General features: G+C 39.6%; 10 protein-coding genes. 7 read left to right on the plus strand and 3 right to left on the minus strand.

What is annotated here, in order from left to right:
* Window positions 1-27 precede the first annotated feature (27 nt).
* The 3 genes from NXV01_RS09210 to NXV01_RS09220 all read right to left on the minus strand — a co-directional run bounded on the left by NXV01_RS09210 (window position 28) and on the right by NXV01_RS09220 (window position 1,467).
* Entirely contained in the window at window positions 28-630 is a 603-nt protein-coding gene (locus NXV01_RS09210) for an NADH-quinone oxidoreductase subunit B (protein WP_004301465.1), read from the minus strand.
* Window positions 621-971 carry an NADH-quinone oxidoreductase subunit A gene (locus tag NXV01_RS09215; RefSeq protein ID WP_148366442.1) on the minus strand — a complete coding sequence of 117 codons (351 nt, stop codon included), beginning with the start codon at window positions 969-971 and terminating at the stop codon, window positions 621-623. The genes NXV01_RS09210 and NXV01_RS09215 overlap by 10 nt, the downstream gene beginning before the upstream one ends.
* 118 nt (window positions 972-1,089) lie before the next feature.
* Entirely contained in the window at window positions 1,090-1,467 is a 378-nt protein-coding gene (locus tag NXV01_RS09220; RefSeq protein WP_195648563.1) for a hypothetical protein, read from the minus strand.
* Window positions 1,468-1,728: 261 nt separating this feature from the next.
* Between NXV01_RS09220 and NXV01_RS09225 the strand changes: the two genes are divergently transcribed.
* From NXV01_RS09225 to NXV01_RS09255, 7 genes are all read left to right on the plus strand, one after another.
* Complete coding sequence (locus tag NXV01_RS09225) at window positions 1,729-3,333, plus strand: DUF6377 domain-containing protein (RefSeq protein ID WP_195648562.1); 1,605 nt, start codon at window positions 1,729-1,731, stop codon at window positions 3,331-3,333.
* A gap of 192 nt (window positions 3,334-3,525) precedes the next feature.
* The gene (locus NXV01_RS09230) at window positions 3,526-4,050 is read left to right on the plus strand and encodes an RNA polymerase sigma-70 factor (protein ID WP_195648561.1); all 525 of its coding nucleotides are present in this window, start codon (window positions 3,526-3,528) and stop codon (window positions 4,048-4,050) included.
* 75 nt (window positions 4,051-4,125) lie between these two features.
* Window positions 4,126-4,356, plus strand: coding sequence for an anti-sigma factor (locus NXV01_RS09235; protein ID WP_259022230.1), 231 nt, complete (start codon window positions 4,126-4,128; stop codon window positions 4,354-4,356).
* A 12-nt stretch (window positions 4,357-4,368) separates the two neighbouring features.
* Window positions 4,369-6,936, plus strand: a complete 2,568-nt coding sequence (locus tag NXV01_RS09240; RefSeq protein WP_259022231.1) for a glycoside hydrolase family 38 C-terminal domain-containing protein — start codon at window positions 4,369-4,371, stop codon at window positions 6,934-6,936.
* Window positions 6,937-6,954: 18 nt separating this feature from the next.
* Entirely contained in the window at window positions 6,955-9,294 is a 2,340-nt protein-coding gene (locus NXV01_RS09245) for a GH92 family glycosyl hydrolase (protein ID WP_259022232.1), read from the plus strand.
* A gap of 45 nt (window positions 9,295-9,339) precedes the next feature.
* A complete protein-coding gene (locus NXV01_RS09250) occupies window positions 9,340-12,432 on the plus strand; it encodes a discoidin domain-containing protein (protein ID WP_259022233.1) in 3,093 nt (1,030 codons plus the stop codon).
* A gap of 15 nt (window positions 12,433-12,447) precedes the next feature.
* Window positions 12,448-13,878, plus strand: coding sequence for an SGNH/GDSL hydrolase family protein (locus tag NXV01_RS09255; protein WP_259022234.1), 1,431 nt, complete (start codon window positions 12,448-12,450; stop codon window positions 13,876-13,878).
* Window positions 13,879-13,895: the final 17 nt, after the last annotated feature.

Consider the following 13,895-nt stretch of genomic DNA (forward strand, 5'->3'; position numbering starts at 1 on the left):
AAATCATTTTAATTACAGAATGTAGAATCATTCTTCATTTTTTAAATAATCCGGTTTCTTCTCTTTTCTGTTTACTCCACCAAAGAACTTTTCTATTTTTACTTTGCGTTGCAATTGCATCATGCCATAATAGAAAGCTTCAGGACGTGGCGGGCATCCGGGAATATATACATCTACCGGAAGAATCTTGTCCACTCCGTTAACCACATGATAGGACTTTTTGAAAGGACCTCCGCTGACGGCGCATCCGCCTACGGCAACCACATACTTCGGATCGGGCATCTGGTCATAGAGTCGTTTCAGTACCGGAGCCATTTTATTGGTGATTGTTCCGCATACCATAATCATATCAGCTTGGCGTGGACTGGCACGTGCTACTTCAAACCCAAAGCGGGCCATGTCATAACGCGCGGCACCCAGTGCCATAAATTCGATACCACAACAACTGGTTGCAAAGGTAAGCGGCCACAGTGAGTTACTGCGTCCCCAGTTGATAAAGTCGTCAAGAACTCCGAGGGCAACGTTTGCTCCTCCTGCATTAAGTTCCTTGACCAACTTTTCCAATGATTCATTGTCGATAAACTCATCATACGGAATAGATTTTATTTTTGGCTTTTTGGTTATTTCCATTCCAAAGCTCCTTTCCTCCAGGCATAAGCAAGACCCAGAACTAAAATGATAAAGAAGAAGAGAATACTAATAAGTCCCTGTGGTCCCATGTCATGCATAACTACTGCCCACGGGAACAGTAAAGCAGTTTCGACATCGAACATCAGGAACAGGATAGCAAACAGGTAGTAGCCTACGCGAAACTGCATCCATGATTTACCACGTGTCGGTATACCACATTCATAAGCCTCAAACTTTTGCAGATTGTATGAACGGGGAGAAATAGCACGCGAAAGAGCTACTACTACACCGACAAAAGCAAGCGCTGTCAGTAAAACAACAACTAAAAATGTAAAATTCATAATTCAATAGCTGTTTAGATTGAATATTATATAGAAATAAACAATTAATCTATTCGCCCTATGGAGAATAAAACCAACTGTAATAAAAGACGAGTAAAAGAGTCTACTGTACTGTAGGCTAAATGACAATCTTTCTTAACTCATATATATAATAGGAGATAGGATCATAATAGCACGTTGGGGGATGAGAAGATGAAGAGTGGTACGGTGTTTGAGAATTGTGATGTTCTCCGGAAAAAGCAACTGGCAACAGTATGCTTTTATTTGCCGGGACATGCGTGACGTCCGTATGACTCATATCGCAAGATTGGGTAGCGTAAAGGTTGTAAAGACGTTCTAAAGCATTGTGAATCGGACAATTTTGTGACACATAGCACTTCTCCTGCCGATAAGTCGGGGAGGAAACTTTGCACATATCTTCCATTGCTCCATTAGTTGCACAATGGATGAGCAAAGCCAATACTAAAAGTAGTCCGAATTTTAAGCTTTGTTTCATCTTTCTCCTTTAACGGCTGCAAATATAGAACTAATATTTATACTTTTTGCAAAGTCCGAGTGGCAAAAAAGCTTTTTTTAACTCCGCTTCCAGAGGATTCGTTTTTTGGTCGGTACGGTTTCATAAATATCATTTTGAAATAAGGCTATTCTTTCTCCTGTATTTGTTAAAAGATGCAATAAAAAGAACGATTTACTTCCTTTTTTACGAATTACACAAATAAAATACATTTTTTTGCAGACTAAGAAAGAACGCACTAATATGAAACGCACACTTTGGTTTACATTTTTTCTCTTGAACTCCTTATTTTACCTCTATGCAGGTAATGAAAATGACTCTTTGTTGAAGGTGTTGGACAAAGTGATTTCTGAACGTTTGGTGTATACACAGAAAAAGGAAGCCACCATAAAAGAATTGAAGACAAAGAAGTCCGGACAGAACACTCCGGAAGATTTGTATAATTTGAATAAAGAGATTATCCATCAGTATGAAACTTTTGTCTGTGATTCGGCAGAACAATATATTCATGAGAATATTGAGATTGCAAAGAAGATGGGTAATGAGGAATATCTTTTGGAAGAGAAACTCCGTTTGGCTTTCGTCTATTCCCTATCCGGTTTGTTTATTCAGGCAAATGACATTTTTAAGTCAATTGAGTGTGCAGATTTACCCGATCATCTGAAAGCATTGTATTGTTGGAATAAGATACGCTATTATGAAAACCTCATTAAATATACGGATGATGTACGATTCTCTAAAGGATATATTGTAGAAAAAGAAGCTTATCGAGATACAGTCATGAGTATCTTGTTTAATGAGTCCGACGAGTACAGGAAAGAAAAAGCGGTGAAGCTTCAAGATAGTGGTGACACAAAAGAAGCACTTCAGATATTGACGCAAATATATGATAAACAGGAACCGGAGTCTCATGGATATGCTATGATGGCTATGGGACTTGCACGAATCTATCGGTTGATGAAAAATCCTGAATTGGAGGAAAAGTACCTGATACTGGCTGCTATGACAGATACGAAGTTGGCGGTGAAAGAGAATGAAGCATTGTTGACTTTAGCAGTCAATTTGTATCATAAAGGAGATATAGACCGTGCTTATAATTATATAAAAGTGGCTTTGGATGATGCAATTTTCTATAACTCCCGTTTTAAGAATACCGTAATAGCCCGTATTCATCCGATTATAGAGAATACTTATTTATACAGGCTGGAGGAGCAGAAACGAAACCTGCGTTTTTATATATTACTGACCAGTTTGTTTGTGGTGGCGCTTGCAATAACCTTGTATTTCACGTATAAGCAAACAAAAGTGGTATCCCGGGCTAAACGACATCTTAAAGCCATGAATGAAAAATTGATTGGATTGAATAAGAATCTTGATGAAGCAAATCTAATCAAGGAAAAGTATGTGGGATATTTTATGAACCAGTGTGCCGTTTATATTAATAAGCTTGATGAATACAGGAAGAATGTAAACAGGAAAATAAAGACAGGACAAATTGATGATTTGTATAAATCCTCTTCCCGTCCTTTTGAAAAGGAACTTGAAGAACTTTATAATAACTTTGATAAAGCATTTCTTAAATTGTATCCCAATTTTGTAGAAGAGTTTAATTCTCTGTTGAAACCGGAGGAGCATTACAAGCTCGAAAAAGACCAGTTAAATACAGAATTGCGCATATTTGCATTGATCCGATTAGGGATCATAGACGTAGGTCAGATCGCTGTATTTCTACATTATTCTGTGCAGACAATTTATAATTATAAGAGTAAAGTGAAGAGAATGTCTGTTCTTGATAGTAATCTCTTTGAAGAAGAGGTGAAAAAGCTCGGTTCTTTATCTCAAAAATGATTCTACAGGGTTTACCAAAACAACAAAATGGTATTGTGGTAAGATGTTGATTATTAAATATATATAAGATTTTTAGTCTTTAAAACGTCTACTTTCCTGCCTACTTCCACACAGAAGTAGGCTTTTTTCATCTCTATATTTGCAACATAAGATTTTTGATAACTGAATACTAATCTAAAGAAACACACAACTATGAGCTTTTCAGAATTATATCTTATGTATTATCCCAAACTTGTTCGGTTCGCAAAAGAATTTGTTGTACTGGAAGAGGATGCTGAAAACATAACGCAAGATGTGTTTACAGACCTATGGGAGAGAAGAGATGCGATAGATCATATCGAAAATGTAAATGCATACCTTTTCAGACTTGTAAGAAACAGATGCTTGGATTATTTGAAGCATAAGGTATTCGAACAAAAATATGCAGAGAATGTGCAAGCCTCTTTTGAGATAGAATTAAATTTGAAACTGCAATCTTTAGACCGTTTTGATGTATCTGATATATCCGAGGGAAATGAAACGGAAAGACTGGTCAGAGATGCTATCAACAGTTTACCTAAAAGATGCCGTGATATATTTTTGTTAAGTCGTATGAAGGGATTGAAATACAGGGAGATTTCCGAGAAGCTGGGAATTTCGGTGAATACAGTGGAATGTCAAATGGGAATAGCACTTAAAAAATTGAGAGTAAAACTTAATGTGTGCTTAGCAGCGTGACTTTTAATTAATTTATAGATATTCTTTTAGGGGTTTTTATATATCTAATCGTTCTTTGATAAAAAAGGACGAGGAATGAGAAATTTTCTGAATAGATATTTTGCTGATGAACTGACTTCTGATGAAAAAACAAATTTTCTGCAGGAAGTGGATAATAGTGAAGAACTTAAAGAAGAATTTATTGTAAATCAGAATCTTTTGGTACTTCTTGATTGGACATTTCCGGAGAATGAGAATGACGAAGAAGTTGCGCAGCTAAAATTAAAAGAATTTATGCGTAAAATGGAACAACGCAAAACCAAATAGTCTTAGGATACCATGAATAAAATTTATATCATATTACTGACTGTTTTCTTATCTACTAATGCCTATTCGCAGCAAGCCTATTTTGTTGACGGATACCATGGCGGAATATATGGTCATTATCCGGTGAAATGGAAAACGCAATTTATAGTGGATCAGTTGCACATGCATCCGGATTGGCGAATAGGTCTGGAAATAGAACCTGAAACCTGGGATACGGTTCGTGTACAGACCCCAGAAGCTTATCAGCATTTTAAAGAAGTGGCAACCAGTCAGCAGGTAGAATTTACGAATCCTACTTATGCGCAGCCTTATTGCTATAATATTTCGGGTGAAAGTATCATACGGCAGTTTCAATATGGTATAGCTAAAATAAATGCACATTTTCCAGAGGTGGATTTCGTCACTTATTCCGTGGAGGAACCTTGTTTCACAAGCTGTTTGCCACAAATTCTTAAACTATTCGGTTTTAAATATGCTGTATTGAAATGTCCTAATACTTGTTGGGGAGGATATACGGCTGCTTATGGTGGTGAACTGGTTAACTGGGTAGGACCAGATGGTACTTCCATATTGACAGTTCCCCGGTATGCTTGTGAAGAATTGGAGCAGAAATCAACTTGGCAAACAACTGCCTGGGGGAATTCGGACGCATATTTGAAAGCTTGTCGTGATGCAGGTATTCAGCATCCGGTTGGTATGTGTTTTCAGGATGCCGGATGGAAAAATGGTCCGTGGATAGGAAGTGGGAAGAACACAAAAAATAACTCTATATATATGAGATGGAGAGATTACATTGAAAAGATCTCCATTGGAAAAACAGATGATGACTGGCATTTCTCACAGGAGGACATGCATGTAAACCTGATGTGGGGAAGTCAGGTGATGCAGCGTATCGCACAGGAAGTACGCACATCTGAAAATCGGATTATCATGGCGGAAAAAATGTCCGTGATGGCTTATATGAAGAATAAATATACCTGTCCACAAGCTGATATGGATGAGGCATGGCGCACTTTAATGCTGGCGCAGCATCATGACTCATGGATTGTGCCCTACAATGGATTGAATAAACAGGGTACATGGGCAGATCAGATCAAACGCTGGACAGATAGTACGAATGCTATTGCTGATGGAATTATCGGAGCATCTATGCAGAGCTTTGATAATCCCATTGCTCAACAGAAAAAGGTCACTCAACAACGGTATATACGCGTTTTCAATACTTTAGGAACAGAAAGAAAAGAAACAATGAATGTCCTTCTTCCTTCGGAATCAGGATATTCGGATTTAGGTATTTATGATTGGAAAGGGAAAGAGATAGGTTGCTTTGTAGAAAGTGAGGGTGAAAAAATAAGATTGTTTTTTGAAGCAGATATTCCTCCTTTCGGTTACTCCACGTATTGCATAAAAAAGAAAGAAACAGGTAAAAGAGCAGTTTCAGGGAATGAACAGGTTTCAAAGAGTGAAAAGGTTAATGAACAGGAGTACGCGGTTGAAAATGATATGTATAAGATTGTTTTCGACTTATCGAAAGGAGGAATTATAAAAAGTCTGATTGCTAAGAAAGAGGGGAATAAAGAGTTTGCATGTAAAACAGGTGAATATTCTTTGGGAGAATTGAGAGGTTTCTTTTATGAAGAAAATAAATTTCATTCTTCTACGGAAACACCGGGCAGACTGACGGTATTGAGGGATAACACGTATGAGAAAAAAGTAAAGGTACAAGGAGAAATTGCTTCTCATCCGTTTACACAGATTATAACTCTTTCTAAAGGAACAAAACGAATTGATTTTGAATTGACAATTGATTGGAAAAAGAATGTAGGTATTGGAGAATATAAAGAAAATCATTGGAGTGATAATCGTAGGGCCTTTTGTGATGACCGGTTTAAACTGAATGTTCTGTTTCCAGCCGATCTTCATTCTCCTCGTATCTATAAGAATGCACCGTTTGATGTTTGTGAAAGTAAACTCGACAATACTTTCTTTAATTCCTGGGATCAGATCAAACATAATATCATACTTCATTGGGTTGATTTGGCTGAACAGGAGGGCGATTATGCACTGGCTTTATTGTCAGATCATACCACTTCTTATTCTCATGGGAAAGATTATCCATTAGGACTCACAGCTCAATATTCGGGAGGAGGACTTTGGGGGCCGGATTATAAAATTACGCAGCCGCTGAAGATGAAATATGCAATCATACCTCATCGTGGTAAATGGGACAAAGCATCAATAGCAGATGATAGCGATTGCTGGAATGAGCCGTTGCTATATTCCTGCCATTCAATAGCAGCTTTGGAATCAAAATCATTTGTCGATTTGCGAAATACAGGTTATCAAATAAGTACTGCCCGGTTGGAAAGTGGAAAGATTATATTACGCCTGTTTAATGCAGAAGGAAATGACAAGCTGCAGAAGATCGTTTTCGATATGCCATTATCAAGCGTGGAAGAAGTCGATCTGAATGGTCAATGCATCGAAAGAAAGAAAATAAAAACACATGCCGGAAAGTCGGAAATGACAATTTCAATGCCTCGTTTTGGTATAAAGACATTTGTTTTGGGTTTGAATTAAAATAATTATAATATTGTTATGTATAAAGCAACTGCTAGTCTTTTAATTGCTTGCTCTTTGTGGTGGATGACAGGGTGTTCATCGATCCATACAGCTTCGGAAGAACTAATCCCGGCGGATTATGTAAATCCATTTATTGGTGCCAGTACCAGTGTGGGAGCTGCCGGCGTTTATCATGGGTTAGGTAAAACTTTTCCTGGGGCTACGACTCCTTATGGTATGGTGCAAGTTAGCCCGAACACAATAACAGGAGGCGATAACGGTTCCGGTTATAGTGATGAGCATAAAACGATTGAGGGATTTGCTTTTACCCAGATGAGTGGCGTAGGGTGGTTTGGGGATCTAGGAAATTTTCTTGTAATGCCAACTACCGGTGAATTGTATAAAGTGGCAGGCAAAGAGAATAACGATAGTATCAAAGGATATCGTTCGGCTTATAATAAAGTAACCGAGACAGCTAAAGCCGGATATTATTCTGTAGAGTTGACTGATTACAAAATAAAAGTAGAGAGCAGTGCGACGCCGCATTGTGGAATATTGCGTTTCACTTATCCCTCTAACGATCAATCCCGTATTCAGATAGATCTGGCACGCAGGGTAGGAGGAACATCTACTTCCCAATATATTAAAGTGGTAGATGATTATACGATTCAAGGCTGGATGAAGTGCACACCCGATGGTGGTGGATGGGGTAATGGCGAGGGAAAAGCCAATTATACCGTTTATTATTATGCGCAATTCAGCAAACCTCTGACTGATTACGGTTTCTGGAGTGCAGATATTCCTGACCAATGGACCCGGAAGCGGGATGAGGTAGTGAGTATTCCCTATCTGACACGTGTTTCACAGGCTCCGATTATAAAAGATAAGAAAGAGTTGGAAGGCAAACACTTGGGCTTCTTTACTGAATTTCCGACCAAAGAAGGGGAGAGCGTGGAGATGAAAGTGGGTATCTCTTTCGTCGATATGGAAGGAGCTGCTAATAATTTTAAACAGGAAATTGCTTCTAAAGATTTAGCACAGGTAAAACAGGAGGCTACGGATTTGTGGAATAAAGAACTTGGCCGCATTCGGATATCCGGCGGTACGGATGATGAAAAAACGATATTCTATACTGCCATGTATCATACAATGATCGATCCTCGTATCTATACGGATGTGGACGGACGTTATGTAGGTGGAGATTATAAAGTGCATGCGGGCGACAGTACTTTCACGAAACGGACTATATTTAGCGGATGGGATGTCTTTCGCAGTCAGTTCCCTTTACAGACTATTATCAATCCACGCTTAGTTAGCGATGAACTGAACTCCCTGATTACTATGGCCGATCAAAGCGGACGTGAATATTACGAGCGTTGGGAACTTATGAATTCTTATTCCGGTTGTATGCTGGGCAATCCTGCCCTGTCTGTTCTGGCAGATGCCTATATCAAAGGAATCCGTACATACGATGCGGAGAAGGCATATCAATATGCAGTCAATACATCACGTCGCTTTGGCAATGATTCATTGGGATATGTTCCCGAACCATTGAGTATTTCTACTACTTTGGAATACGCATATACAGACTGGTGTATATCCCAATTAGCAAAAGCTATGGGGAAAGAAGACGATGCTAAATGTTTCTATGAAAAGGGACAGGCTTATCATCATGTTTTTGACCATGAGAAAGGTTGGTTCCGCCCTCGTAAAGCAGATGGAACATGGGTGGCATGGCCGGAGAATGCACGTCTTAAAGAGTGGTATGGCTGTATAGAAGCCAACTCCTATCAACAGGGATGGTTTGTACCTCACGATGTTGCGGGTATGGTGGAATTGATGGGAGGTAAGGAAAAAGTAATTGCCGACCTGACTGATTTCTTCAATAAGACTCCTTCCAATATGTTGTGGAATGAATATTATAATCATGCAAATGAGCCGGTGCACTTCGTTCCTTTCCTGTTCAATCAGCTTGCCGTGCCTTGGCATACACAAAAGTGGACTCGCTATACTTGCGAAAAAGCTTATGCGAATAAAGTAGAAGGTATTGTCGGCAATGAAGATGTAGGCCAGATGTCGGCATGGTATGTGTTGGTAGCCTCCGGTGTTCATCCTTCTTGTCCGGGCAATACACGTATGGAAATTACAAGTCCGGTATTTGACAAAGTGGAATTTCGCTTGGATCCTACCTATTATTCGGGAAAGACATTTACTGTAATAGCTCATGATAACAACACGAACAACATCTATATACAAAAGGCTTTGCTGAATGGCAAGGAGTACAATAAATGCTATCTCGATTTTGCGGATATTGTAGCCGGAGGTACATTGGAACTGTTTATGGGCGATCAGCCCAATACCGGATGGGGTATCTAATAGGAGTAAGGATTGGAAAAACAAATGGTAACTTTAAATGCTTGATTGATGAATAAGCTTGGTCTTTTTTTATTATCGTTGATGGCTACTTCTATTCAGGGGGTATGTGCTGAAAAGGATATAAATATGTCGTTAAACAGCTCTGATTCCGGAATTGTCTGGGAGGTGAAACCGCAAGCAGATTTGGAAAATGCGACCGGAGAACAAATATCTACTCCCGGGTTTAAAATGCCCGATTATGTGAAAGGTGTAGTTCCCGGAACTGTTTTTACAGCTTATGTAGATGCCGGGATTGTTCCCGATCCTAATTATGCCGACCATATTTATAAAGTGGACGAAACGTTTTATAATCGTCCTTTCTGGTATCGTACCGAATTTAAACTTCCGGCTTCCTATTCGAAAGGCAAACGTGTGTGGCTTCATTTTGATAATACGAATCGTTTTGCTGATTTCTATTTTAACGGAGAGAAAATATCTGGAACGAAAACGTCTACTAAAGATGTAAGCGGTCACATGATACGGTCAAAATTTGATGTAACTCATCTGATAAAGAAATCCGGTAAGAATGCAATTGCTGTTTTGATTACCGATCCCGATCAGAAGAAAACACGCAAGGCTAAAGATCCGTATGGAGTTGCATGTAGCCCCAGTTATCTGGCAGGTGCCGGATGGGACTGGATGCCTTATGTACCGGGACGTCTGGCGGGTATCACAGGTAATGCTTATCTGGCTGTTACCGGAGATGTAGTGATGGAAGACCCTTGGGTGCGTTCAGATTTGCCTGTTTTGCAGAAGGCGGAGATTTCTATTTCGACTGATGTAAAGAATACTTCTCTTGAACGAAAGAAAGTGGTTATTTCCGGAGTTATCCAGCCGGGAAATATATCCTTTTCCAAAGATATTCAAGTGGATGGAGGGGCGACTGCCAGATTGTCTATCAACAAAGATGAATTCGCGCAATTGATTATCAATCATCCGAAACTTTGGTGGCCAAACGGTTATGGTGTTCCCAATCTTTATACTTGCAAACTAACTTGTTCTGTAGATGGTAAACTATCGGACGTGAAAGAACTCACGTTTGGTATCAAGAAGTATGAGTATAAAATGATTGATAATGTGGTAGGTTATCCTGTTCTGACCTTTTTTATCAACGGACAGAAGATCTATCTGAAAGGAGGCAATTGGGGAATGAGCGAGTATTTGCTTCGGTGTCAGGGTAAAGAGTATGAAACGAAGATCAGATTACATAAAGAAATGAATTATAATATGATTCGTTTGTGGACAGGCTGTGTGACTGACGATGAATTTTACGATTATTGTGATAAGTATGGGATTATGGTATGGAATGACTTCTGGCTGTATGTAGCTTATAATGAGGTGGCACAACCGGAAGCTTTTAAAGCAAACGCTCTTGATAAGGTCAAACGTTTGCGAAATCATCCTTCCATTGCCATTTGGTGTGGAGCCAATGAAACACATCCGGCACCCGATTTGGATAATTATCTGCGTGAAATGGTAGCGAAAGAAGACAATAATGACCGTATGTATAAGTCCTGTTCCAATCAGGATGGCCTGTCAGGAAGTGGCTGGTGGGGAAATCAGCCTCCGAGACATCATTTCGAAACTTCCGGCAGTAATCTGGCCTTTAATACACCGGCCTATCCTTATGGCATCGACCATGGCTATGGTATGCGTACAGAAATTGGTACAGCTACTTTCCCTACATTTGAAAGTATAAAAGAGTTTATACCTCAAGAAGCATGGTGGCCTTTGCCTACCGACGAACAATTGAAGAATGATGATGATAATGTCTGGAACAAGCATTTCTTCGGTAAAGAAGCATCCAATGCCAACCCTGTTAATTACAAGAGCTCGGTGAACACACAGTACGGAGAATCGTCCGGACTGGAAGAATTCTGCGAGAAAGCACAAATGCTGAATATCGAAGTAATGAAGGGGATGTATGAGGCTTGGAATGATAAGATGTGGAATGATGCTGCCGGACTCTTGATTTGGATGAGCCATCCTGCCTATCCTTCATTTGTATGGCAGACTTATGATTATTATTATGATCCTACGGGAGCTTACTGGGGAGCGAAAAAGGCTTGTGAGCCTTTACATATTCAATGGAATGCTTCTAATAACAGTATAAAAGCCATAAATACGACAGCGAAAGACCTGAAAGGGGCAATGGCTAAAGCAACAATTTACGATCTGAATGGAAAAGAGGTTTCTGCATATGGGCAGGCGAAGCAGATTGACGTGGCGGCCAGTAATAGGACAGAAGCTTTCACACTGAACTTTAATCCGTTCAATCTGGCTTTCGGAAGGAATGCAGTGGCTTCTTCTTCAACGGGTGATTCCAAAAAGGCTTCATTGGCTACGGATGGAGGTACAGGAAGCCGTTGGGAAAGTGAATATAGTGATCCTCAATGGATATATGTTGATCTTGGTAAGGAGGAGAAAGTAGAAAATGTGACATTGAAATGGGAAGTGGCTTGTGCTAAAGAATATGAGTTACAGGTGTCGAAAGATGCAAAGAATTGGAAAACGGTCTATACCAATAAGGCTGGAAAAGGTGGTACGGAACAAATTCGTTTAGAACCGGTGACCGCTCGTTATGTGAAACTGGTGGGTATTAGTCGTGCTACACAATTCGGGTATTCATTATTTGAGTTTGAAGTCTATGGTGAAAAGCCTGCAGGAATAGAAGAACTGACACCTTTGCATTTTATCAAGTTGGAACTGACTGACGCTGGAGGTAATCTGCTTTCCGAAAATTTCTATTGGAGAAATGGCGTGAGAGATCTCGATTATACCTTGTTGAATACGCTGCCGGAGGCAGAATTATCCTGCCGGTTGGTAGATAAGTCGGAACTGTCTAATGGAAAGGTAAAAATAGCCTTGAAGAATAATGCTGAAACAGTAGCATTTGCCAATCGTATGAGGCTTGTTAACAAGTCTACGCAGAAACGTATACTTCCTGTTATTATGTCTGATAATTATGTTACTTTGATGCCCGGTGAAGAGAAGATTATTAGTGTAGAGGCAGAACCCGAATTGCTGAAAGGGGACGTTAGTGTGTTGCTGAAACAGTATGGGAAGGCGGAGAAGAATAAATTGGATATAATGTTCTGATAATTATAGTTCGGTATGATTCAAAAAAGGTATCAGATGGTGATTCATGAAATAAATAGAAAGATATTTCTATTACTGTGTTTGGCTTATGCGAGTATTAGTAGTTTGCAGGCACAGTCGGCAATTCCTCCATTCAAGAAAGGGGAGCGCGTAGTGTTTACAGGAAATAGCATCACTCATGGCGGACATTATCATTCGTTTATCTGGTTGTATTACATGACTCGTTTTCCGGATAAACCGATCACTATCATGAATGCTGGTATTGGCGGCGAGAGTGCATGGGATATTAAAGACCGGCTGGACGATGATGTATTCGGCAGACGTCCAACTTACGTGACCCTTACTTTCGGTATGAATGATACCGGTTATGATATTTACATGAAAGACAATGCAAACGAACTGTCAGGACAACAGATTGCAAAGTCGTTGGATAGCTTTCGGGAAATAGAAAAACGGCTGCTGGCTAAGAATAAAATAACCAAAGTATTGATAGGTGGTTCTCCTTATGATGAAACCTCAAAGTTCAATAATTTCATTCTGCATCAGAAGAATAACGCCATTCTGAAAATCATAGATGCCCAACGCACGTCAGCCAAAAAGAATGGATGGGGTTTTGTAGATTTCAACCAACCGATGTGTGAAATCAGTCTAAGAGAACAGAAGAAAGATTCGACATTTACTTTTTGCCGGATAGATCGGATTCATCCGGATAATGATGGCCAGATGGTGATGGCTTATTTGTTCTTGAAAGCGCAAGGGCTGGCAGGATATAAAGTGTCGGATTTTTCCATTGATGCACAGCAGTCGAATGTTGTAACCCACCAAAACTGTAAAATCTCCCGATTAAAGAAGAAAGAAGGCGAACTGGCTTTTGACTATCTGGCCAATGCGCTTCCTTATCCTTTGGATTCTATTCCGCGGCATGGCTGGGGAAACAAGAGATCTCAACGTGATGCCATGCAGTTAATCCCGTTTATGGAGGAATTTAATCAGGAATACTTTCAGGTAATCAACCTGGAGAAAGGGAGGTATCGGTTGACTATAGATGGTCAGTTTATAGATGATATTTCATCCGAACGATTGGCAGATGGGATTAATCTGGCGGACTATCCGACTACTCCCCAATATCAGCAGGCTATGACAATTATGTACCTGAATGAAGAGCGGTTTGAAATAGAGAAACGGTTCAGAGAATATTTGTGGACAGAATATTCTTTCTTGAAAAAGGAGGGATTATTGTTTGCCGATAATCAGAAAGCTATTGATAAACTTCAGGAATACTTGCCAAAAGATTTTTTTCTTAGAGCAAGCTATGACTGGTATGTCAAAGCAATGCATCCTGAAATACGTAAGGTATGGAGTGATTATATGAATTCTATTGTTGAAACAATTTATAGAATAAATAAACCGGTTACTCATCAGGTGAGACTGGTTAGAATGAAATAATGATGTGTGTCAGCATC

The organism is Bacteroides sp. BFG-606, from assembly GCF_024788145.1.
In the GTDB taxonomy this organism is placed as follows: domain Bacteria; phylum Bacteroidota; class Bacteroidia; order Bacteroidales; family Bacteroidaceae; genus Bacteroides; species Bacteroides vicugnae.

Excerpts from the sequence above, each read along its gene's own strand:
- NXV01_RS09245 (WP_259022232.1), top strand. The coding sequence starts at position 6,955 with ATGTATAAAGCAACTGCTAGTCTTTTAATTGCTTGCTCTTTGTGGTGG.
- NXV01_RS09215 (WP_148366442.1), bottom strand. The coding sequence starts at position 971 with ATGAATTTTACATTTTTAGTTGTTGTTTTACTGACAGCGCTTGCTTTT.
- NXV01_RS09210 (WP_004301465.1), bottom strand. The coding sequence starts at position 630 with ATGGAAATAACCAAAAAGCCAAAAATAAAATCTATTCCGTATGATGAG.
- NXV01_RS09230 (WP_195648561.1), top strand. The coding sequence starts at position 3,526 with ATGAGCTTTTCAGAATTATATCTTATGTATTATCCCAAACTTGTTCGG.
- NXV01_RS09255 (WP_259022234.1), top strand. The coding sequence starts at position 12,448 with ATGATTCAAAAAAGGTATCAGATGGTGATTCATGAAATAAATAGAAAG.
- NXV01_RS09220 (WP_195648563.1), bottom strand. The coding sequence starts at position 1,467 with ATGAAACAAAGCTTAAAATTCGGACTACTTTTAGTATTGGCTTTGCTC.
- NXV01_RS09240 (WP_259022231.1), top strand. The coding sequence starts at position 4,369 with ATGAATAAAATTTATATCATATTACTGACTGTTTTCTTATCTACTAAT.
- NXV01_RS09225 (WP_195648562.1), top strand. The coding sequence starts at position 1,729 with ATGAAACGCACACTTTGGTTTACATTTTTTCTCTTGAACTCCTTATTT.
- NXV01_RS09235 (WP_259022230.1), top strand. The coding sequence starts at position 4,126 with ATGAGAAATTTTCTGAATAGATATTTTGCTGATGAACTGACTTCTGAT.